Genomic DNA, 20,364 nt, shown 5'->3' on the forward strand with positions numbered 1-20,364 from the left:
TTACATTTGGCAATGATTGCGCAGGGCGCTGCCGGCCGCGTTGCCGGTTGCAAGCAATGTATCGCTGCGGGCCGCGGCCCGACTATTGCGTCAAGACACCGAGTTTGTAGGGATCGGCATCCGACACCCGATCGCAGCGCGACAGGTCGGAGCCCTGGTTGCCGTCGCAGTAGTAGGTGTTGTAGACCCGTCCGAAGAAGGTCGGCGTCGAGGTGAACAGCATGCCTTTGCCCGGCAGCCAGGCATCCTTTGCCCCGGGGCCGGCATCCGAGGCCGGTGCATCGGCGGGGGCGCTCGGGGACGCAGCCGACGCGACGTTCACTGGCCCCGCCGCGGGCGCCGGTGGCACCGCGGCCCGCGCCTCGTCGCTGCGCCAGCCGCCAGCGGCCAGCTCGGCAGCAGTCGGCCGGCGCGGCAGCGGGATCAGGAGCGCATTGACCTGTCCGCCGCGCCCGAAACGATGCTCCTTGCCGGCAAGGAAGGCGTAGGCGCAGGCGGCCTGGCACTGGCCGCGTGCCTCGGTCATCAGCCCCTTGCTGCGAATCACCTGCGCGTAGGCCTCCGCCACTTCAGCGCTGCCGCCGGTCGAGTTCTCGAACATCACGGTGCGCACGCGTCCGTTGCTGGCATGCTCGACAAATTCCGGCAAGGCGCTGCCGTCCAGCATCCCCGACACGACCATGCGGGTGCCCTCGACTTCGATCTCCGCCGCCAGCGCGGCAACGCTCATTGCCCCGACAGCGAGGGCGAAGACGATGAGTTTCGGCAATTTCAAGTGCATTTCCGCCGGATTTTGAACCAATGAGATACGTGCATACTGACAGCTTGCTGAGCGGTAGGCCGGCGTCAATCGATGTTTCAGAAAATTTCCTACACGCGGCGCGCACCACCTGCTGCAATAGTCCAACATCGTCCATTTGGCGAGTACCTAAGTTCACAGGCGGACTGTCAGAATGGATTGAATGCTCCTTGGAGAAACATATGGCTACGCTTCTTCGTTGGTTCTTCGGCCTTGCCTGGGTTGCTGCCGCAGGCTTGCTTTGGCACGAAGGCGCACTGCGGGCCGGCTGGGCATTGGCGCTGGCCGTTCCTGTCATAGTACTTTTGGCATGGCCATCGTCGCGTCGTCGGCGGGGCGACCATCTTCTTCAGTACGTGCACATGACCAAGGAACCCTGCTGAAGGGGTGAATCTTTCTACTGCGGGCCCCGATCTCGGGCCTGCGGTGTTGGCTCCGGCGTGACAAGCGCTTCGCGCAGTTGTCAGCCTATGCCGCAACTTCGTTGTCACCGCACGAGAGTGCGGTTCCGCTCCTCGACCCGACCTCGGGGCCCTCGCTACGAAATCTTCACCCCTTCAGGAAGCCCGCTTGGGCTTCCACTGAACGAGCAAAGCGAACGAGTACGGGCCCCAGGCCTGGATGAGCACAGCGAATGAGTAAAGGCCCCAAGCCCTTCACCGCGCACGCATTCCCTGCCTCCAGTCAGGATCCCCCACTCTTCATGCGCTGGTACTCATTGCGTTTCATGGCAAGGTAATCGTTGCGCTCGGTCTCGTGCAGTTGGAGCGCATAGCGCTCCGTCGCATCGAACCATGCGCCCAGGCGCGAATCGAGCTGCGTCGAAGCGGGCGCATCGAGGAACGCGTCGATCGCCAGGTAGTAGCGCATCGTGTTGCGCTCCACGACACCGCGCACGCCCCCGATGTACTTGGGCGCGCCCTTGTCGTCCTTTCCGGTGACGGTGAAGCCCGCCTTGTCGCTGCCGATGGTGCTCAGGTAAGCCTGCATCGCCAGTCGAGCAGCGGTGCCGTAGGCATACGAATACGACAGGTGGATGAAGCTCTTGCCGCCATCGAGCGGCACGGACTCGAGCACGATCTTGTAGTCCCGCGTCGACAGCGGACCCTCGGCCGCCGCCAGGCCGACGTTCAGGTAGTCGTCGCTGGACACCACCGGCTGCCACACGAACTTCACGCGCTGCGCATCGGCCAGCGGCTGGTCGAACTTGCGCCCCAGCGCGACCGACAACGACGTGTCGGCGCCCGCCTTGGCAACGGCGCAGTACTTGGTGTTCAGGTGCAGCATCAGCACGTCGCACCATGTAGATGGCAATTGCAGGGTCTGGCTCACCTCGGCGAACGGATGATCGATCACCGCGTAGATGTCACCGGCGAGGCGGCTCGAGCTTTCCGACGACTCCAGCGCCAGCGGGCGTTTGAACGGGTTGTTGGCGAGTTGCGCGCCAATCGAACCGTGCTTGCGCTGCAGGGAGGCCGCATCCTGCGCATGGGTCGCCCACGGCAGCAACGCAAGGCACAACAGCAAGACCATCCGGCGGAATTGAGCAGGCATGGGTCGCATCTTCTTCTTCTGCAAGGCCGGCGTCTGTAGGACAGACAAAGTTCACGCATCGGCCGAACGGCGGGTCCCTGCATCAGATTCAGCGTCCAAGCGTGACAAACAGCGAGTACTTTGGTTAGCGCTCACTGCTAGAGTGCCCTCGATCAACAGGGAGCTACATGCAAGCGGCGGAAGTTCGCTCGGAAGAGCAGGGTGCGCAAGCGTCATCGACGGGCGGGGTCATGAAGACGCCGAACCTGATGCATCAGCACACCGTGCCCATCGACACGCTGGCCAGGGACGAGGATCTCGGCCGGGCGGGCGTCGGCGAGCTTGCCGGTGGCGTCGATGGGGTCGATGGCACAGCGGGTGCCGGCGCCCCCGCCGAGGCGCCGGCCGATGATGCCGCGCTGCGCGAGGGCACGCGGCTCGCCGGCTACGAAATCATCGACGTGATCGGGCGCGGCGGCTTCGGCATCGTCTACCTCGCCTTCGACAACCTGCTCGAGCGGCACATCGCCATCAAGGAATACCTGCCGGCGAGCCTGGGCGTCCGCGCGCCGCTGTCGCCCTATGTCACGCCCCGGTCGCATCGCAGCCGCGAGGCGTTCGGCGCGGGCCTGCGCAGCTTCATCAACGAAGCACGATTGCTCGCGCGCTTCAACCATCCGTCGCTGGTCAAGGTCCTGCGCTTCTGGGAAGCCAACGGGACGGCCTACATGGCCATGCCCTACTGCCAGGGACCGACGCTGGCGGACGAGTTGGCGGCGCTGGGCCGTTCGCCTGACGAAGACGAACTGCGGCGACTGCTGCGCCCGTTGCTCGACGGGCTGGCCGCGATGCACGCGGTCAACTGCTTTCACCGCGACGTGGCGCCCGACAACATCCTGCTGACCGATGACGGCCCCATGCTGCTCGATTTCGGCGCTGCGCGACGCGTGATCGGCAACCTCACCAACGACCTGAGCGCGGTGGTCAAGCCGGGCTTCTCCCCCATCGAGCAGTACGCGGAAGACCCATCGCTGAAGCAGGGTCCCTGGACCGACCTGTATGCATTGGCCGCCGTGGCCTATGCCGCCGTGACCGGCAAGCCGCCGCAGCCCTCGGTAGACCGCCTCAAGGACGATCGCCTGAAGCCGCTCTCCGAGGTGGCCAGGGGCCGGTTCAGTCCTGCACTGCTTGCCGCCATCGACGGCGCGCTTGCCGTTCGACCGGCCGACCGGCCCAAGAATGTGGCCGGGTTCCTGGCCCGGCTGGATGGCGAGGCGGCCGGCCCGGGGGCTGTGGACGCGCCGCGCGAGGCCCGCTTCCAGATGGCGCTGTCGCAGGATGGACGGAGGGAGCCGGCCTTCGACTTGGCAGTACCGCAATCCCTGGAATCGCCGGTGGACCCAGCACTGCTGGACGCGGAGTTCACGCCGACCTTCGAGTTCGCGGATGCGCCATTGCCATTGCAAGTGACGCCGCTCCTCGGCGCTGGCGTTGTGAAGCCGGCGCCAGCGCCCGCCCTGGCACACGCCGCCGCGCCGACGATCGCAAGGGAGTCCGCGGCATCGGTGTCGGCATCGGCATCGGCATCGGTCCCGGCGTCGAAGCCGTACCGGGCCTCGACATCGACATCGACCCCGATCGGGGCTTCGGCTGTGGAGTCCAAGTCGGAATCGGAGTTCGAAGTGGAAGCCGGTGCGGCGCCTCCAACCGAGCCGCCGCCCGCGGCAGCGCCTGTCGGCGCCATCGTCGCCGTGGACACTGGCGCCGCCGCCGAAGCGCTGCCGAGCTGGGCACGCGAGAAGCCGCGCCGCTGGAGGACGCCGTTGTACGTGCTGCTGGGCATGTCCTTCGTGCTGATGCTGGCCGCCATCGGCTATGGACTGGGTTCGACAACGCCTCCGCCGATGGTGTCGAAGCTCCAGCCGACCGCCCCGGCGCGCAGCACACCCGCACCCAAACCCGCACCGCCGGCTGCGCCATCCGTTCCCCTTGCAGCGACGCCTGCCCCGGCAGCGACACAGCCGATCCGGATCCCCACGTCGCCAGCAGCAGTACCTCCGGCGCACGCCTCCGCATCCCCGATGCCGGCCCCCGCGCGCCCGCCGGCACCCGCGCCGCCAGCCGCGGCGCACACGCAAGCATCCGCTTCCGCACCGTCGGCGACTTCGCCAAAGCCGTCGCATGACGGCGCGCGGTCCACCTCCGTCGCGCCGAACCATGCGGCGACGGCCGCCCCACTCGCTGGCGATGACAGCCATGGCAACTCGCCCGCTATCGCCGCCGTGCCCGCAGCGCCCGCAGCGCCGTCCCATGGCGCAGCCCCACCCCCGCCTGGCCGGCCCGAGCACGTCGCGCAGGCCGGACCTGCCAGAGGCGCGGCCAACCGCGCGCGCTGCACCGAAATCCTCCAATCCGCTTCGCTCGGCCCGCTCAATGCGGGGGAGACCGCTTTTCTAAAAAGGGAATGTCATAGATGACCAAAACCAAAACCAAGACCACAACCTGGACCCCCGTGCGCCCTCAGCAGGTCGCGCTCACATCGGCAGCCGTGCTGCTGTCGCTGGCCCTCGCCGGCTGCGCCGCACCCAAGGCCAGCACCTCCAGCGCGGTGCAGCCGTTCGACCAGGCCATCGCGCAGGCGACCGACGCACTGGTGGCGCAGACGCACGCGCTGCCGAGCTTCCTGTCCAGGCTGGAGCCCAGGCGCACCGTGATGGTCGACCCGATGATCGACGTCGTGAGCGGCGCGCGGACCGAGACCACGCAGCTCATGCAGAAGCGCGTCATCGAGCGGCTGGGCGTGGCGAAGGACACGGTCGAAGTGATTCCCTTCGAGGGCTTGAATCTTTCCAGGGCCACCTACCTGTTGACCGGCACCGTCGTCCGCACCGTCGGCAAGCCCGGCACGCCGGTGCAGATCAAGCTGGCGCTGACGGAACTGCGCAACGGCAAGGTCGCGGCGCAAGCCACCACGATCGCGCGCGACGACGGCCTGGACGGCACGCCGCTCGCAGCCGACCAAGACAGCCCGGTGCTGGCCAAGGACAAGGTGGTCGACGGCTACGTTCGCACCACTTCAACGCTCCCCGGCGAGAAGGCCGACCCTTACTACATGGAGCACGTCGTGGTGGCGCCCGCCATCAACACGGCCACCGAGGCCTATGCCACCGGCCGCTACGCGGACGCCCTGGCCCAGTACAGCGCCGCCGCGGCGCTCCCCGCAGGTGACCAGTTGCGCGTGCTGACCGGCGTCTATCTTTCGCTGGTCAAGCTCAACCGCATGCCGGAGGCCGAGGCCGCATTCGGCAAGGTCGTTTCCTACGGTATCGACACCAAGCAATTGGGCGTGAAGTTCCTGTTCACGCCGGGCAGCACGGCGTTCTGGCCGGACCCGGCAGTCAGCGGGCAATACGGCATGTGGCTGGACCAGGTGGCCACCAAGGCCACCGCGGCCAAGGTCTGCATGAGCGTGGTTGGCCACACCAGCCGCACGGGCTCGCAGGAATTCAACGACACGCTGTCGCTGCAGCGCGGCACCTTCATCCGCGAGCAATTGATCGCCAAGTCTGCGGTGCTCGCCGACCGCACCAGGCCGGATGGCAAGGGCTACCGCGAGAACATCGTCGGCAGCGGCACCGACAACGCGGTCGACGCCCTGGACCGTCGTGTCGAGTTCAAGGTCAATCCTTGCTAGTACCTTGCTCAAGTCGATGTGGCCTGCGATCTCGACTTGATTCCCCGCGGGGGCGCGCCGCGTAGCCCGGCCCTGGAGGCTCAGATCGAGTGGGGGTCCACGTCGATCAGCCAGCGGATCACGCCCTTGCCGACCGGCTCCCGGCGCAGGGCGTGCAGCAGCGGTTGCCAGTCGGCCAGGAAGCGCTGCAGCGCAACGCGCGACGCGCTTTCGACCAGCATCTGTGCGCGCTCCACGTTGGCCACGCGCTGGATGGCGAGCGGCACCGCCGGGTAGCGCATCACCTGCGCCGCCTGGGGCAGCGCGTCTGCCGCGGCATTGGCCGCATGGAGGAAGTCCTGCGCGGCCTGTTGCGTGCGGGCGTCCGCACGCACCAGGGCCTGGAACGCGAAAGGCGGCATGCCTGCGGCGCGCCGCTCGTCGAGTTGCTGCCTGGCGAAGGCCGGATAGTCGTGTCGCCTGAGCGCCTGGAACAGCGGGTGGCCACCGTGATGTGTCTGTATCCACATCTCGGCCGTGCTGCCTTGCGCCGCCAAATAGTTCGCGTCGCGGCCGGCGCGGCCTGCCGATTGCATCAACAGGCTGAACAGGCGCTCCGGCGCGCGGAAGTCGCTGGAGAACAGCGCCCCGTCCGGATTGACCGCCGCCACCAGCGTCACGCGGCGGAAGTCGTGGCCCTTGGCGATCATCTGTGTTCCGACCAGCACATCCACTTCGCCGCTGTGCACCTGGGCAAGCTGCTGCGCGAGCGCGCCTTGCTTGCGGGTGCTGTCGGCATCGATGCGCGCGATGTGCACGGCGCTGCCGTCCGGTCGTTTCACTGTTGCGAACAACTCGGCCAGGTGTTCTTCCAGCCGCTCCGTGCCGCGTCCGACGGGCGCGATGTCGGGGTTGCCGCAGGCGGGACAGGCGCGGGGCACCCGCTCTGTGAACCCGCAGTGGTGGCAGCGCAGCGTGCGGTCGATCTTGTGGAATACGCGGTAGGCGCTGCAGTGCGGGCATTCGCTCTTCCAGCCGCAATCGGCGCAGGCGAGCACCGGCGCATAGCCGCGGCGGTTCAGGAACACCATGCTCTGCTCGCCGCGCGCGATGCGTTGCCCGATGGCGTCCAGCAACGCGCCCGAGAGCACTGTCTTCGGCGGCTGCAGGTTCATGTCGACGCCGCGCACCGTCGGCAGTGCGCCGTCTCCGATGCGCCCCGGCATGGCCAGCCGCACGTAGCGACCGCCCGGATCGACACCCTCGGCGGGACGGCTGTGGTGCCAGCTTTCGAGCGACGGGGTGGCCGAACCCAGGATGACCTTGGCGCCTTCGCGCTGGCCGCGCCACACGGCCAGGTCGCGCGCCGAATAGCGCGCGCCTTCCTGCTGCTTGTAGCTGGGGTCGTGTTCCTCGTCGACCACGATCAGCCGCAATGAAGGCATCGAGGCGAACACCGCCATGCGCGTGCCCAGGACGATGCGAGCCTGCCCGGCATGTGCCGCCAGCCAGCTCGCGAGGCGCTGCGGGTTGGTCATGCCGCTGTGCAGCGACACCACGGCGCCAGCGCCGAAGCGCGCCTCGAAGCGGTCGCGCACGCGCGCCTCGAGTTGGGGCGTGAGGTTGATCTCGGGCACCATGATCAGCGCCTGGGCCGTGTCGTCACGCGCGAGCAGGGCGGCCACCGCGCGCAGGTAGACCTCGGTCTTGCCGCTGCCGGTGCTTCCGAACAGCAGGAAGGGGCCGCTTTCCGCCTCGAAGCGGGTCAGGGCGGCGGCTTGTTCGGCGCTCAGGATGGTCGGACCGGTGCTGGTGCTGGTACTGGTGTCGGTGTCGGTGGCAGCGGCGGTAGCGGTGGCAGTAGGCCTTCCTTCTGTCGTTGCCCGGCGCTTCAGGCGCCGCGCGAGCTGCTGGCTCGTGAGGTCGCGCAACTGCGGGGGGAGTGCCGCCAGCGCGACTTCGCCGAGCGAGCGCTGGTAGTAGCGCGCCGCGAACGCCACCAGCTCGCGCCAGCCGTCGTTCAGCGGCGGCAGGGCGTCGAGCGCGCCGGCCACGGCCTTGAGATCTCGCGCGTCTTCGTCGTCAGTCCGCTGCGCGCACGCCCAGACCACGCCCAGCACCTCGCGCCGGCCCAGGGGAACCCGCACCAGGGTGCCCGGCGCCAGCGGCACGGTGCTTGCGTAAGACAAAAGGTTTCCAAGCGCGCTGTGCGCCGGAGTCTGGACGGCCGCCTCCAGCCGCCAGATGTGTTGCAAAGTGTTGCAAATCTGCGAGTCCTGGGCAGGAGAAACCCCAGTTCCGGAATCGACCGGGTCTGTCGTCATGGCGGCGCGCCTGCCGTGGGCGCTCTTAAAGAAGCTTGGAGCAAAACGAGTTAAGTCGTTGATTTTCTTGCGCTTTGCACGGTGTCCAACGATTGTGTGGATAACTTTGTTGATATCCCTGCCCGACACGCTCCAAACCCACGTCAATCAAGGCTTTCACTGGAATGCCTGCAAAAAAAGCAAAATGCAATTTCCTTAGAAATCAATAACTTACGTGTGCTATCGCTTTGCTAGCAAGGTGCCACATCGAAGTGACGCTGGCGCGTACCGCAAGACATCTTTTGTGCATAAGTCTGTCACCGACGCCGAAAGTGGCTTGACAAACGCAAATATTGCACACGACAGAGTTACATTTATACACAATCAGGGGCGGTTCGCCGCCCTGCTTGCGCGGGATTGGCTGCGGACGGCGCCCACCAGCGCCGCGACATGATCGGGTGGCGTGAACTGGCTGATACCGTGGCCGAGGTTGAAGATGTGCGTCGGCCCGGTCGTGCTGCGATCCGTGTGCGGCATGCCGAAATCCTGCAGGACCTTGGCCACCGCCGCCTCGATTCGGGCGGGCGGCGCGAACAGCACATTCGGATCGATATTCCCCTGCAGCGCCTTCGCCTCAGCGCCGCCTTCACCGACGAGCGCGCGTGCGCGGGCCAGGTTCACGGTCCAGTCCAGGCCCAGTACCTCGCAGTCCAGCCCGCGCATCGCGTCGAGCCATAGGCCGCCGCCCTTGGTAAAGACGATGCGGGGCACGGGTTGGCCATCGACACCGTTGCGCTTGAGGCCTGCCAGCACGCGTGCCGTGTAGGCAAGGCTGAATTCCTGGAACGCGCCGTCGGCGAGCACGCCACCCCAGCTGTCGAAGACCATCACGGCTTGCGCGCCGGCATCGATCTGCGCATTGAGGTAGGCCGCAACCGCATCGGCATTCACCGCGAGCAGTTGGTGCATCAGCTCGGGGCGGCTGTACATCAGCGTCTTGACCAAGCGGTAGTCGCTCGAGCCGGCCCCTTCGACCATGTAGCAGGCGAGGGTCCACGGGCTGCCGGAAAAGCCGATGAGCGGCACGCGCCCGTCGAGCGCGCGGCGGATCGACGTGACGGCATCGAACACGTACCGCAGCTTGTCGAGGTCCGGCGCCCGGAGCGCCGCGATGGCGGCTTCGTCGCGCAGCGGCCGGGCGAAGCGCGGGCCCTCGCCGGCTTCGAACGAGAGGCCCAGGCCCATCGCATCCGGCACGGTCAGGATGTCGGAGAAGAGGATGGCTGCATCCAGTAGCGGAAAGCGCTCCAGCGGCTGCAGCGTGACCTCGGTGGCGTAGTCGACGTTGGTGGCCAGCCCCATGAAGCTGCCGGCCTTGGCCCGCGTGGCCAGGTATTCCGGCAGGTAGCGTCCGGCCTGGCGCATGAGCCAGACGGGGGTGTGGTCAGTAGCCTGTCGCCAGCAGGCGCGCAGGAAGGTGTCGTTTTGCAGGGAGGCGAAAGGCATGGCCCCATTGTCGCTGCCGGCCACGCCGGGGCGGATCCAGGTGGCGCAATGCAAGCGGATGCGGCAGAGGCCGCCAGGCCCCGCATCGCCGGCTCGCGCGAAAAGCCCCCGGTGCTCGCCTACGCGGAACGCCTGTCGGCTTCCCGTGAGGCCAACCCGGACCACGCATCAATCCCTCAGGGCGAGCACAGCGAAGCCTGTTCCTGGACACCCGGGGAACCGGCTTTTTGCCGGGCCCCTGGGTGCGCCCCCTTCGGGGGAAGCGCCCGCGGCGCCACGGGGCTGGGCCTATTTCATGCCTTGTATTTCACCGAACAGCCATAAGCCCGGGTCGCCGCGGCCGAGATCGGTTTTCCGCCGAAGGCCTCGCCGAGCGCCTGGTTCACGTAGTTGGTGGCGTGCGCGATATCGTCCGCACGCGACGACGCGATGCTGTCGATGCCGCCCGCATAGACGAGCACGCCCTTGGGATCGATGATGAACAGGTGCGGCGTCGTGCGAGCGCCATAGGCCTGGCCGATCACGCCGTCCTCGTCCATCAACACGGCGGTGGGCGCGGCGCCCTGGTCCTTCATCCATTTGTCGAGCGCGGCCGGTTTCAGGTAGTCGCTGGCGGCGCGCTCGGTCGAGTTGACGGAAAGCCAGACCGCCCCCTTGGCCGTCGCCGCCTTCTGCGTGGCCGGCATGTTGCCGCTGCCGTAGTGCTTGCGAACGAAGGGGCAGCCGGGGTTGGTCCATTCCAGCACCACGAACGTGCCGGCGAAATCCGAGAGCCGATGCTGCTTGCCGGCGGTGTCGACGGCGACGAAATCGGGTGCTGGCTGGCCGAGGGACGGCGCCGCATGGGCGCCGGTGCCCATCAGCAAGGTAGCGCCGAGGGCCACCGCGGCAGCCATGATGGCGCGGCGGGAAGCGCGGTCGAGGGCTGCGCGGGCGCGTCGGGCGGCGCTGGCCGAGCGCGAGGAAATGGAGCCTGGAAGGGATGACATCGTCTGCGGGTCTCCCGAGTGAAAATTGAACAACGGCCGCAGCTTAGAACGTTTTATTCATGTGGTTGTGACAACCCGTAGACCAGCGGGGTGATGGGCCACTGCTTGACTCGCTGCGCCAGCGGCTACAACGCTGCCAAGGCCGCGCGCACTTCGTCCTTGCCGAGGATTTCCGTCAGCACCACGGGCGCCTTGCCGGGCGCCTGCAGCACGTAGACCGGCACGCCGTTGCGGCCCAGCGCCGCGAGCGCGGCGGTGATGGCCGGGTCGCGCCGTGTCCAGTCGGCGCGCAGGAGCGCTACTTTCCGGGCATCGAAGTCCGCCAGCAATTCGACATCGGCCAGCGTTCGCTTGTTGTACTGGCAGGTGACGCACCAGGCGGCGGTGAAATCGATGAACACCGGCCGCCCGCTGCCGTGCAGTTCGCCGACGCGTTCGCTCGACCACTTCTGCCAACGGGCGCTCTCGCCGGGCGCAGCAGCCGAAGCCTGCGTCATCGGCTCCACGGCCTGCAGCACGTTGGGGCCGATCGCGCCCGTCAGAAGGGCGCTGACCGCGACCAACAGCGTGGCAACGATCGCACGGGCACGGCCTCGCAGCGTGAAAGCCCACACCACAGAGGCCAGGCACACCAGCAGGGCGAGCAGGGCGCCCGCGCCGTCGATGCCGCTTTGCTGGCCCAGCACCCAGACCAGCCAGGCGACGGTTGCGAACATCGGGAAGGCGAGCAGGCGGCGCAGCGTCTGCATCCACCGGCCGGGCTTGGGCAAGAGCCGCGCAACCGCCGGCACGAAGGCGGCGAGCAGGTAAGGCAGGGCAAGACCCAGTCCCAGCGCGGCGAACAGCAGCAGTGCCTGCACGGCCGGCAAGGCGATCGCGAGGCCCAGCGATGCGCCCATGAAAGGCGCGCTGCAGGGCGATGCGATCACCACGGCCAGCACGCCCGAGAGGAAGTCATTGGTCACCGGATGCCTGGCTTCGGCCGACCGGATGCGCGACGGCGCCATGCTGCCGAACTCGAACACGCCGGCGAGGTTGAGCCCGATCACGGTGAACAGCGCGGCCAGCGCCGCCACCACGGCCGGCGACTGGAGCTGGAAACCCCAGCCGAGCTGTGAGCCGGCCGCGCGCAGGGCGAGCATCGCGGCGCCCAGCGCCAGCATCGACACCATGACGCCCGCCGTGTAGGCCAAGCCCGCCCGACGGTGCGCGCCGCGGTCGCCGGCCTGCCGGGCGAAGCCCAGCACCTTGATGGCCAGCACCGGGAACACGCAGGGCATGAGGTTCAACAACAGGCCGCCGAGCAGCGCGCCCGCCAGCGCCATCCAGAAACTGGCCGAAGGCGGCGCGAGGGCCGCGGCCGGCGCCGGGGCGGTCGCGGTATTGGCGGTCAGGGCGGCCTGCAGGGCGGGCGACACCTCGGCGCGCGGCGCCGGCGTGGGCCACTTGCCCGAAACGGGCGCGTCCGCGCGCCAGGCGACCGGCTGGCCGGCTTGCCGGTCGGCTTCGGCGAGCACTACGACCATCGGCAGGTCGGTCGGGCTGGCGCTGCGCTGGTCGGCCAGCGGAACGGTCGCAGTCCAGGCCTCGCCTTGCCAGGCTTGCGTCCAGTCCTTGCCGGAGACGGCGGCGGTGTGGATGACGTCGGTGGTCTCGGGGAAGAACTCCAGCGTCTTGCCGCGCGCGGCAGCCGGCAAGCCGTCGATCCTGATCTTCAGCGTGTTGCCGACCACCTCGACGACGCCGGGCTTGCCGAGCGCCACCGGTTCGGCCGCCTGCGCGGCATCGAAGTCGGCCCTGTGCAGCGCGGTCGAGCCCTGCACCGGCAGCGACAGCGCGAACTCGCCTTCCTCGGGAATGCATTCCTTGCGGCAGACCAGCCAGGAGGCCTTGAGCCGGATGTCGGCGCCGGCCACGCCGGTCAGCGAAGCGGGCGGCTTGAAGTCCGGCGCGACGGTCACCGCCACCGGCAGCAGGACGGTGCCTTCATAGCCGTAGTTGGCCAGGGTGCCGACCGGGATCTTCTTCGGCACCGGCCAGGCGATGTCGCCTGCGCTCATGCCGGCCGGCAGCGTGAAGGCCAACTCGGTCGGCAGGCCGGAATCGCCGGCGTTCTTCCAGTAGGTGTGCCATTCGGGCTGGTGCGTGATCAGCAGGCCCAGGCGGACCGGCGCGCCGGGAGCGATACCCTCGGGCGCCTGCGCGACCAGTTCGGCCCGGACGTGGGGCGTGGTGACCACCGGGCCGACCTTCGGCGCCAGCTGGGCCACGGCCGGCGTCGCGGCGATGAAAGACGCCGCCAGCAGCGCGGCAAGGGAAAGGCGGGAAAGGATCATGCGCTCAATGGGAGCCGGGCTGTGGCGTGCAAGTTCCGGAAGTGCGGACAGGGTTCAGGCCCAGCCGAGCACGACGCGGCGGCTGCTGGCGCTTTTCTTCTCGATCTTCGTGACGACCACCGAGCCGATCTCCGCGGTGTTCGCCACGTGCGTTCCGCCGCAGGGCTGGAAGTCGATCTGCTCATCGCTGCCGATTCGGATGGTGCGCACCGTCCCCGTGCCGCGCGGCGGCTGCACGCTCATGCTCTTGACCAGGGCCGGGTTGGCGTCGAGTTCCGCGTCGGTGATCGCGCCGACCACCAGCGGATGCGCTGCGCCGACCAGTCGCGCGAGGCCGGCGGTCAGCGCGTCCTTGTCGAGCGGGTCGGTCATGTGGAAATCGAGGCGTGCGTACTCGGGCGTGATCGAGCAGCCATTGACCGGCCACGGCACCAGGTGGCACAGCAGGTGCGTCGAGGTGTGGAAGCGCATCAGCTTGTGGCGGCGCTCCCAGTCGAGGCGGGCAGTGACGGTGTCGCCCGGCTTCAGCGCGGCGAGCAGGTCGGCCTGGTCGGGCGCGGGCACGTGGAGGATCTCGTCGGTCGGCTTTCCCTCGGCGTCCTTCGCCTTGCGCGTGTCGGCGATGGCCAGCATGCGGCCGTCGGCCTGGGCCAGCCCGCCGCTGTCGCCGGCCTGCCCGCCTCCGAGCGGATAGAACACCGTGCGGTCGAGCACGATGCCGGATTCATCGATGCGCAGGATGCGCGCTTCGCACTCGCGCAGGTAGGCATCGGTGCGGAACAAGTCGTCGGTCATGGTCTCGATGGTAGCGGCGCGGCCGTTTCGGGGTGCGACCACGCCAGAATGCGCCCGCAGCCGACAGGCGCCCTGAGCCGCGTCGCCGACATTCCACTCTTGCGCCCACGCATTCCTGGAGACACCGCATGGCCCGACCCCGACTTTCCTTGCTCGTTGCCGCATTGCTTCTGGCCGGCTGCGGCGAAACCGCGAGGCTGCCCTTCGAGGCCGGCGTGGGCACGCGGCCCGAGTTGCCGCCGCCGAACAAGACGATGTTCCCCACCGTCAACGTGGCCACCGCCACCGGCTGGACCGACACGCAGGGGCCGGTCGCGGCGCAGCCCGGCTTCAAGGTCGCGGCGTTCGCGCGCAACCTCGACCACCCGCGCTGGGTCTACACGCTGCCCAATGGCGATGTGCTCGTGGCCGAGAGCAACAAGCCGCCCAGGCCCGAAGGGGCGCACGATGGTGGCGACGGCCTCGTCGCCCGCGTCAAGGGCAAGGCGCAGTCGATCATCATGAAGCGCGCTGGCGCCGAGGTGCCGAGCGCCAACCGCATCACCCTGCTGCGCGACGCGGACGGCGATGGTGTGGCGGAGGTGCGCACGGTGTTCCTGCAGGGGCTGACGTCGCCCTTTGGCATGGCCCTGGTGGGCAACGAGCTGTTCATCGCCAACGCCGATGCCTTGGTCAAGGTGCCGTACACGGACGGCCAGACCACTGCGAGCGCCGCGCCTGTGAAGGTGACCGACCTGCCGGCCGGCATCAACCACCACTGGACCAAGAACGTCGTCGCCAACCAGGACGGCAGCAAGCTCTACGTGAGCGTGGGTTCCAACAGCAACATCGGCGAGAACGGCCTGCCCGCCGAGGAGGGTCGCGCTGCCATCTGGGAGGTCGACACGAAGACCGGGGCCAAGCGCCTGTTTGCCAGCGGCCTGCGCAACCCGAACGGCATGCGCTTCGAGCCGGAGACCCAGGCGCTGTGGACCGTGGTCAACGAGCGTGACGAAATCGGCAGCGACCTGGTGCCCGACTACCTCACCTCGGTGAAGGATGGCGCCTCGTATGGCTGGCCCTGGAGCTACTGGGGCGGCGTCGTCGACGTGCGCGTGCAGCCGCAGCGGCCCGATATCGTGGCCAAGGCGATCGCACCGGACTATGCGCTCGGCACCCACGTCGCGCCGCTGGGCCTGGCGTTCTCCGATGCGCGGATGCCGCCCGAGTTTGCCAACGGCGCCTTCATCGGCGAGCACGGCTCGTGGAACCGCAAGCCGAAGTCGGGCTACAAGGTGGTGTTCGTGCCTTTCATCGGCGGCAAGCCCAGTGGTCCGCCGAAGGACTTCCTGACCGGCTTCCTCGATGCGGACGAGAAGGCCATGGGCCGGCCCGTCGGCGTCGCGCTCGACAAGTCTGGGGCGCTGCTGGTGGCGGACGACGTGGGCAATGCGGTGTGGCGGGTGTCGAAGGGCAAGTAGTCCATTGGTCGAGCTTCTGGGGTGGGGCAATGTGCGCGAAACTTGCATGTCCCGAGAACCATGCAAATGTCCAAGCACGATCCTTCCGCCACCCCCTGCATCCGCGTCTCACCCAGTGGGGTGCATGGCCTCGGCGCCTTCGCAACCCGGCCGCTGCCGGCCCTTGCCTTGATCGGCCTCTACGAGGGCCGGCGCTACACGCCCAAGCAGATCGCGGCGAAGGATTGGAACGACCAGCTCACCTACCTGTTCACGCTCTCCAACCAGGAGACCATCGACGGCGGCAAGGGTGGCAACGCGACGCGGCATCTCAACCACTCTTGCGAACCCAACTGCGAGGCGGTGGAGGAATACGACGACGCGGGCAAGCTGATCCTCAAGTTCCAGACGCTGCAGCCGATCGAGGCGGGCGAGGAGCTGTTCATCGACTACTGCCTGACGGCCGACGATGGCTCGTCGCCGGAAGACTATCCATGCCGCTGCGGCGCCCCGAGCTGCCGCGGAACGATGCTGGCGCCAGTCACGAATGATCAGGAGGCGGCGCCGGAGTCCTCGTCCTCGGGCGCGTGACACGCGACGCAGAACTTGTTGCCATCCGGGTCGCGAAAGTACGCACCGTAATAGTTCGCGTGATATTGCGGTCGCAAGCCGGGCGGCCCCTCGCAGGTGCCTCCACGGGCCAGCGCCGACTGGTACGCGGCGCGCACGGTGGCGCGGTCCGCCGCTGCGAAGGCCACCATCTGCCCGTTGCCCGGGTCGTGCGGCTGCCCGTCGAAGGGCTTGCAGATCACGAAGAACGGACGCGAATCGCCGGCGCTGTGCCAGCCGGCCCAGGGCTTGTCGCGCTCGCAGAAGCGAAGCGCCAGGCCAAGGCCGTCCATGACCGCGCCGTGAAACGCCAGTGCGCGTTCGAAGTCGCCGACGCTGACGTAGACGTGCGAGAACATCGCCGCCGCCTTCAGATCATCGGCGTCACCGCGCCATCCATCGCGAGCACCGCGCCGGTGATGTAGCTGGCTTTGGGCGAGGCGAGGAACACCACCGCATTCGCGATTTCCTCGGGCGTGGCGATGCGGCCCAGCGGCAGGCGTGTCGTGGCGCGTTGCAATGCTTCATCGGTGCCGATGCCCTGCAGCTTGGCGTCTGCGATGAGCCCTTCCTGCAGCCGCGCGGTGAGCGTGAGGCCGGGGTTCACCGCATTCACTCGCACGCCCTTGGCCGCGTAGGCCGCCGCCATGCCCGCGCTCACCAGCATCAATGCGGCATTCGCAGCGCCCCCGGCCATGTGGATCGGGCTGGCCACCTTGCCGCCGGCACCGATCACGTTGACGATCGCGCCGCGACCGCGCCGGCCCATGCGCTTGATGACGGGGTCGAGCATGTGGATGTAGGTGAAGTACTTGGCGTCCATGGCCTCGTGCCAGGCCGTTGCGTCGAGGTCTTCGGGCGCGGTTCGCCTGGCGGCGCCGGCCGAGTTGACCAGCACGTCGACCGGGCCGAAGTTCAGCTCGGCCGCATCCAGCGCGGCGAGGGCGCCGGCCGGCTGCCGCAGGTCCGCCGCATGCAGCGCCACATGGCCGCCCGCCTCGCTGAACTGCCCGACCAGCTCGCGCTCGCCGCGCTGCAGGTTGGCCAGTTCGCGCGACACGAGGCTCACGCGCGCGCCTTCGCGCAGGAAACCCAGCGCGCAAGCCAGCCCGATGCCCTTGCTGCCGCCGGTGATGAGAACGTGTTGGTGGGTGAGTTGGAGGTCCATGGGGCCTATTGAACCTTGAAATGGCACTGCGCGTACATGGCATGCCCCCTCATTGCTGCCGGCCGCATCGACCGGCCCGCCGCGGCCGCCGCAGCGCTGGCGCGCGACAGCCCTCGCGTTGAAGGTGCTTGCCAGCGTCGCCTAAGATCCGCCGCATGACGGACCCCACCCCTGCGCCCCATCGCTTCTGGGCCGAGCTCACGACGCGCGACTTCGCTGCGCTCGACCCGGCGCGCACGGTGGCGGTGCTGCCATTGGGCGCGACGGAGCAGCATGGCCCGCACCTGCCGCTGGGCGTGGACACCTGCCTGGTCGATGGCATCGTCGCCGCTGCCTTGCCGCAACTGCCGCAGGATCTGCCCGTGCTGTTCCTGCCAACCCAGGCCATCGGCCTGAGCCCCGAGCACGCGCGCTTCGCCGGCACACTCACCCTGTCGGCCGAGACGCTGATGCGGCTGTGGAAGGACATCGGCGCCGGCGTGGCGCGCGCGGGCGTGCGCAAGCTGGTGCTGTTCAACGCGCATGGCGGGCATGTCGGCGCGATGGACATCGTGGCGCGCGAGTTGCGCGAGGCGCACGACCTCATCGTCTACAGCGTGAGCTGGTTCAACCTGCCGCTGGGCGAGGTCGACGCGCAGTTCAGTGCGCAGGAGCACCGCTTCGGCGTGCACGCCGGCGAGATCGAGACCTCGATGATGCTGGCGCTGCATGCCCCGCTGGTGCGCACCGGGGCGCTGCAGGACTTCAAGTCCGCGTCGCAGCAGCGCGCCGCCGACTACGCCATCCTCGGCAACGGCAAGAGCGCCAAGCTCGGCTGGGCCATGCAGGACTACAACCCGCAGGGCGCCGCCGGCAATGCGGCTGCGGCCAGCGCGGACAAGGGGCGCAGGGTGGTCGATGCGGCGGCGCGGCAGCTGGCGCTGTTGCTCGCGGAAGTGGTCGCGTTGCCGCTGTCGGTGCTGGGCGCTGATCCTGCGTGAGGGGCGCTACGCCGGCTTCATCGACGACGCGCTGACGCTCAGGCGTCACTCCAGCGGATAGCGCTTCACCAGCGCGCCCATACGCTCGCTCTCCTCGCGGATCTGCATCGCAAACTCGGCCGGCGAATTGACGACCGGTTCGGCGCCCGCTGCGGTGATGGCCTTCCTGACGTCGGCATCCTTCACGGCTTCGCGCAGTGCCGTGGCGTAGCCCTGCAGCACCGGTGCCGGCGTGCCCTTCGGCGCGAACAGGCCATACCACGTGACCGACTGGAACTGCGGATACCCGGCCTCCGCCGAGGTCGGCACTTCGGGCAATGCGGCGGCACGCTGGTGGCCCTGGGTAGCGAAGATCTTCAGCGTGCCGGCCTTGTAGTGCGGCAGCGCGGCCGTGATGCCGGTGAACGCCATGTTCACGTTGTTGGCCAGCAGGTCGGCGACGATCGGGCTGGTGCCGCGGTAGTTGACGAAGATCAGATTCGGGATGCCCGCTTCCGCCGCGAGTTGCCGCGCCGAGATGCGCGACACGCTTTCCCCGCTGGCGACCGAGCAGGGCTGCGCGGACGTCTTGCAGTAGGCGATGAATTCGGCCAGCGTCCTCGCCGGCACCTTGGCGCTGGCCACGATCGCGGCCGGCGATTGCGATACGGCGGTCACCGGCTCGAGCCGCGCGAGCGGGTCGATGCCCTTGAGGCCCGGCGTGTAGCGCGTGACCACGATCGAGGGCACCTGCAGCAGCACGGTGTAGCCATCGGGCCTGGCCTCCATCACGCGCCGGGTGCCGATCAGGCCGTCGGCACCCGCCAGGTTCTCGACCACCACCGGCTGGCCCCACAGGATGCCGAGCTGCTTCGACACGGCGCGCGCGGTGGCATCGGTGCCGCCGCCGGGCGAATACGGCACGACCAGGGTCACCGGGCGGTCGGGCTTCCAGGCGGTCTGGGCATGCGTGGCTGGTGCGGCGAGCAGGGCGCTGGCCATCAAGGCCGCGCCAGTGGGCGAAATCCATCGCTGAAGTCTTCGGGTCATCGGGTTGTCTCCGTTTCGTGGGAATGGGATGGGCTCGGCGGCACGGGGCGCGCCCGCAGCCAATCGCGTTCGAACAGGCCGACGAGACGGCTGCAGGCGATGGCGTTGCCGCGCAGCAGGGGCATGAGTTCTTCGCGCGTGGCCGCAGTGCCGGGCGCGCGTGTCAGCGCGAACAGCTGGAACACATAGCGATGGGTGCCGTGGCCGGGCAGTGGCCGGGCGCCGGCATAGCCCGGCATCGCGCCTTCCGCCATGCGCCGCACGCTGGCCGGCCCGGTGGCGATGCCGTGCAGGTACGCGTGGCGCAAGGGCACGTCGGGGTCTTCGACGATCAGCGCCCAGTTCGTCGCGCTTGGCGGCAGCGGGTTCCAGTGCAGTTCCGGCGAAAGGTTGCCGCCGACGCCTTCGCCGGCCTGGCGCAGGTCCAGCGCGCCGTTGTGGGTGAAAGAGTCGCTGCGCAATGCGAGCGTGTCGGGCAACGACGCCAACGCGGGGTCGTTGCAGGCCAGTGTGGCGTCGCCCGCGCGGCGACCGCGCAGCGGCAGGCCGATCCAGCGCAACACAAGGGGGTTCATCGGGGAAGCTCCGTGCTTCGCGCGACGGGCCAGGCCCAGGGGCGGCGTGCACGATCCGCCTGTTGCCATGTGCGGATCAGCGCGTCGTCCTTCAGCGTCAGGCCGATGTCGTCGAGACCCTGCAGCAGGCCCTCGCGCCGCAGCGGATCGATGGCAAAGGGCGTCACCTTGCCGTCCGCGGTGAGCAACGTGCATTGCTCGAGGTCCACCGTCAGCGGCGCGCCGTCGGCGCACGCCAGAGCCAGCCGCTGCACGTCGGCGGCCGGCAGGCGGATCGGCAGCACGCCGTTCTGGAGGCAGTTGTTGAAGAAGATGTCGCCGAAGCTCGGCGCGATCACGCAGCGCACGCCCATGCCCCGCAGCGCCCACACGGCGCCCTCGCGCGAGGAGCCGCAGCCGAAGTTGTCGCCGGCCAGGAGGATCGGCGCACCGCGAAAGGCCGGCTGGTTGAAGACGAAGGCGGGGTCTTCGCTGCCGTCGTCCCGGTAGCGAAGCGCCTCCAGGGCGTAGCGCCCCAACTGGTCGCGCGTCAACGCGGTCAGGCGCTCGATGCGGATGATGACGTCGGTGTCGAGGTTGGCGCGCGGCAGGCTGGCGGCGGCACCGGTATGGGTGGTGAAGGCTTGCATG

The 20,364-nt window shown here is 68.6% G+C and carries 18 protein-coding genes; 6 read left to right on the top strand and 12 right to left on the bottom strand.

Translation table 11 applies throughout. The annotated features are described in order from the left end of the window. Window positions 1-82: 82 nt before the first annotated feature. Window positions 83-850 (bottom strand): hypothetical protein, encoded by a 768-nt coding sequence (locus HCU76_RS24580; RefSeq protein ID WP_256354414.1) that lies wholly within the window; start codon window positions 848-850, stop codon window positions 83-85. A 131-nt stretch (window positions 851-981) separates the two neighbouring features. Here HCU76_RS24580 and HCU76_RS24585 point away from each other — a divergent pair, with 131 nt between their 5' ends. After that, window positions 982-1,182: a hypothetical protein gene (locus tag HCU76_RS24585; RefSeq protein ID WP_218510873.1), complete on the top strand. Its 201-nt coding sequence runs from the start codon at window positions 982-984 to the stop codon at window positions 1,180-1,182. Window positions 1,183-1,483: 301 nt separating this feature from the next. Here the strand turns inward: HCU76_RS24585 and HCU76_RS24590 are convergent, their stop codons facing one another. Further along, the gene (locus HCU76_RS24590; protein ID WP_256354415.1) at window positions 1,484-2,353 is read right to left on the bottom strand and encodes a hypothetical protein; all 870 of its coding nucleotides are present in this window, start codon (window positions 2,351-2,353) and stop codon (window positions 1,484-1,486) included. Between the two features lie 230 nt (window positions 2,354-2,583). Here HCU76_RS24590 and HCU76_RS24595 point away from each other — a divergent pair, with 230 nt between their 5' ends. Then, on the top strand, window positions 2,584-4,809 hold the full coding sequence (locus tag HCU76_RS24595) for a serine/threonine-protein kinase (protein ID WP_213958581.1): 2,226 nt from the start codon (window positions 2,584-2,586) through the stop codon (window positions 4,807-4,809). Next, window positions 4,806-6,026, top strand: coding sequence for an OmpA family protein (locus tag HCU76_RS24600; protein WP_213958580.1), 1,221 nt, complete (start codon window positions 4,806-4,808; stop codon window positions 6,024-6,026). The genes HCU76_RS24595 and HCU76_RS24600 overlap by 4 nt, the downstream gene beginning before the upstream one ends. 80 nt (window positions 6,027-6,106) lie before the next feature. Here HCU76_RS24600 and priA read toward each other — a convergent pair whose 3' ends face one another. The 5 genes from priA to HCU76_RS24625 form a co-directional block, all read right to left on the bottom strand. Continuing rightward, window positions 6,107-8,329: a primosomal protein N' gene (priA, locus tag HCU76_RS24605; protein WP_218510874.1), complete on the bottom strand. Its 2,223-nt coding sequence runs from the start codon at window positions 8,327-8,329 to the stop codon at window positions 6,107-6,109. 363 nt (window positions 8,330-8,692) lie between these two features. Then, entirely contained in the window at window positions 8,693-9,814 is a 1,122-nt protein-coding gene (gene hemE, locus HCU76_RS24610) for a uroporphyrinogen decarboxylase (RefSeq protein ID WP_213958578.1), read from the bottom strand. A 293-nt stretch (window positions 9,815-10,107) separates the two neighbouring features. After that, on the bottom strand, window positions 10,108-10,803 hold the full coding sequence (locus HCU76_RS24615) for a redoxin domain-containing protein (RefSeq protein WP_213958577.1): 696 nt from the start codon (window positions 10,801-10,803) through the stop codon (window positions 10,108-10,110). 125 nt (window positions 10,804-10,928) lie between these two features. Further along, window positions 10,929-13,139 carry a protein-disulfide reductase DsbD gene (locus HCU76_RS24620; RefSeq protein WP_218510875.1) on the bottom strand — a complete coding sequence of 737 codons (2,211 nt, stop codon included), beginning with the start codon at window positions 13,137-13,139 and terminating at the stop codon, window positions 10,929-10,931. Between the two features lie 54 nt (window positions 13,140-13,193). Continuing rightward, the gene (locus HCU76_RS24625) at window positions 13,194-13,934 is read right to left on the bottom strand and encodes an alanyl-tRNA editing protein (protein ID WP_218510876.1); all 741 of its coding nucleotides are present in this window, start codon (window positions 13,932-13,934) and stop codon (window positions 13,194-13,196) included. Between the two features lie 128 nt (window positions 13,935-14,062). Here HCU76_RS24625 and HCU76_RS24630 point away from each other — a divergent pair, with 128 nt between their 5' ends. Both HCU76_RS24630 and HCU76_RS24635 read left to right on the top strand, forming a co-directional pair. Continuing rightward, on the top strand, window positions 14,063-15,394 hold the full coding sequence (locus tag HCU76_RS24630) for a sorbosone dehydrogenase family protein (protein WP_218510877.1): 1,332 nt from the start codon (window positions 14,063-14,065) through the stop codon (window positions 15,392-15,394). 60 nt (window positions 15,395-15,454) lie between these two features. Further along, on the top strand, window positions 15,455-15,964 hold the full coding sequence (locus tag HCU76_RS24635; RefSeq protein WP_256354417.1) for an SET domain-containing protein: 510 nt from the start codon (window positions 15,455-15,457) through the stop codon (window positions 15,962-15,964). Here HCU76_RS24635 and HCU76_RS24640 read toward each other — a convergent pair. Together HCU76_RS24640 and HCU76_RS24645 are read right to left on the bottom strand one after the other, a co-directional pair. Further along, complete coding sequence (locus HCU76_RS24640; protein WP_218510878.1) at window positions 15,925-16,341, bottom strand: VOC family protein; 417 nt, start codon at window positions 16,339-16,341, stop codon at window positions 15,925-15,927. The genes HCU76_RS24635 and HCU76_RS24640 overlap by 40 nt on opposite strands. 11 nt (window positions 16,342-16,352) lie before the next feature. Then, window positions 16,353-17,150, bottom strand: a complete 798-nt coding sequence (locus tag HCU76_RS24645) for an SDR family oxidoreductase (RefSeq protein ID WP_218510879.1) — start codon at window positions 17,148-17,150, stop codon at window positions 16,353-16,355. Between the two features lie 155 nt (window positions 17,151-17,305). Between HCU76_RS24645 and HCU76_RS24650 the strand changes: the two genes are divergently transcribed. Continuing rightward, on the top strand, window positions 17,306-18,130 hold the full coding sequence (locus HCU76_RS24650; protein ID WP_218510880.1) for a creatininase family protein: 825 nt from the start codon (window positions 17,306-17,308) through the stop codon (window positions 18,128-18,130). Between the two features lie 45 nt (window positions 18,131-18,175). Here the strand turns inward: HCU76_RS24650 and HCU76_RS24655 are convergent, their stop codons facing one another. Genes HCU76_RS24655 through leuD form a run of 3 tightly spaced genes read right to left on the bottom strand, consistent with a single transcriptional unit; the run spans window position 18,176 to window position 20,363 of the window. Further along, entirely contained in the window at window positions 18,176-19,159 is a 984-nt protein-coding gene (locus HCU76_RS24655) for a tripartite tricarboxylate transporter substrate binding protein (protein ID WP_213958564.1), read from the bottom strand. Beyond that, window positions 19,156-19,734 (bottom strand): YbhB/YbcL family Raf kinase inhibitor-like protein, encoded by a 579-nt coding sequence (locus HCU76_RS24660; protein ID WP_218510881.1) that lies wholly within the window; start codon window positions 19,732-19,734, stop codon window positions 19,156-19,158. Before HCU76_RS24660 ends, HCU76_RS24655 begins: the two co-directional genes overlap by 4 nt. Then, a complete protein-coding gene (gene leuD / locus HCU76_RS24665; protein ID WP_218510882.1) occupies window positions 19,731-20,363 on the bottom strand; it encodes a 3-isopropylmalate dehydratase small subunit in 633 nt (210 codons plus the stop codon). The genes HCU76_RS24660 and leuD overlap by 4 nt, the downstream gene beginning before the upstream one ends. Window position 20,364: the final 1 nt, after the last annotated feature.

It is taken from the genome of Variovorax sp. dw_308, assembly GCF_019207085.1.
Taxonomy (GTDB): Bacteria; Pseudomonadota; Gammaproteobacteria; order Burkholderiales; family Burkholderiaceae_C; genus Variovorax.

Bases quoted from the DNA above. Each gene is read 5' to 3' on its own strand.
- HCU76_RS24585 (WP_218510873.1), top strand. From the start codon at position 982: ATGGCTACGCTTCTTCGTTGGTTCTTCGGCCTTGCCTGGGTTGCTGCC.
- HCU76_RS24590 (WP_256354415.1), bottom strand. From the start codon at position 2,353: ATGCCTGCTCAATTCCGCCGGATGGTCTTGCTGTTGTGCCTTGCGTTG.
- HCU76_RS24595 (WP_213958581.1), top strand. From the start codon at position 2,584: ATGAAGACGCCGAACCTGATGCATCAGCACACCGTGCCCATCGACACG.
- HCU76_RS24600 (WP_213958580.1), top strand. From the start codon at position 4,806: ATGACCAAAACCAAAACCAAGACCACAACCTGGACCCCCGTGCGCCCT.
- priA (WP_218510874.1), bottom strand. From the start codon at position 8,329: ATGACGACAGACCCGGTCGATTCCGGAACTGGGGTTTCTCCTGCCCAG.
- hemE (WP_213958578.1), bottom strand. From the start codon at position 9,814: ATGCCTTTCGCCTCCCTGCAAAACGACACCTTCCTGCGCGCCTGCTGG.
- HCU76_RS24615 (WP_213958577.1), bottom strand. From the start codon at position 10,803: ATGTCATCCCTTCCAGGCTCCATTTCCTCGCGCTCGGCCAGCGCCGCC.
- HCU76_RS24620 (WP_218510875.1), bottom strand. From the start codon at position 13,139: ATGATCCTTTCCCGCCTTTCCCTTGCCGCGCTGCTGGCGGCGTCTTTC.
- HCU76_RS24625 (WP_218510876.1), bottom strand. From the start codon at position 13,934: ATGACCGACGACTTGTTCCGCACCGATGCCTACCTGCGCGAGTGCGAA.
- HCU76_RS24630 (WP_218510877.1), top strand. From the start codon at position 14,063: ATGGCCCGACCCCGACTTTCCTTGCTCGTTGCCGCATTGCTTCTGGCC.
- HCU76_RS24635 (WP_256354417.1), top strand. From the start codon at position 15,455: ATGCAAATGTCCAAGCACGATCCTTCCGCCACCCCCTGCATCCGCGTC.
- HCU76_RS24640 (WP_218510878.1), bottom strand. From the start codon at position 16,341: ATGTTCTCGCACGTCTACGTCAGCGTCGGCGACTTCGAACGCGCACTG.
- HCU76_RS24645 (WP_218510879.1), bottom strand. From the start codon at position 17,150: ATGGACCTCCAACTCACCCACCAACACGTTCTCATCACCGGCGGCAGC.
- HCU76_RS24650 (WP_218510880.1), top strand. From the start codon at position 17,306: ATGACGGACCCCACCCCTGCGCCCCATCGCTTCTGGGCCGAGCTCACG.
- HCU76_RS24655 (WP_213958564.1), bottom strand. From the start codon at position 19,159: ATGACCCGAAGACTTCAGCGATGGATTTCGCCCACTGGCGCGGCCTTG.
- HCU76_RS24660 (WP_218510881.1), bottom strand. From the start codon at position 19,734: ATGAACCCCCTTGTGTTGCGCTGGATCGGCCTGCCGCTGCGCGGTCGC.
- leuD (WP_218510882.1), bottom strand. From the start codon at position 20,363: ATGCAAGCCTTCACCACCCATACCGGTGCCGCCGCCAGCCTGCCGCGC.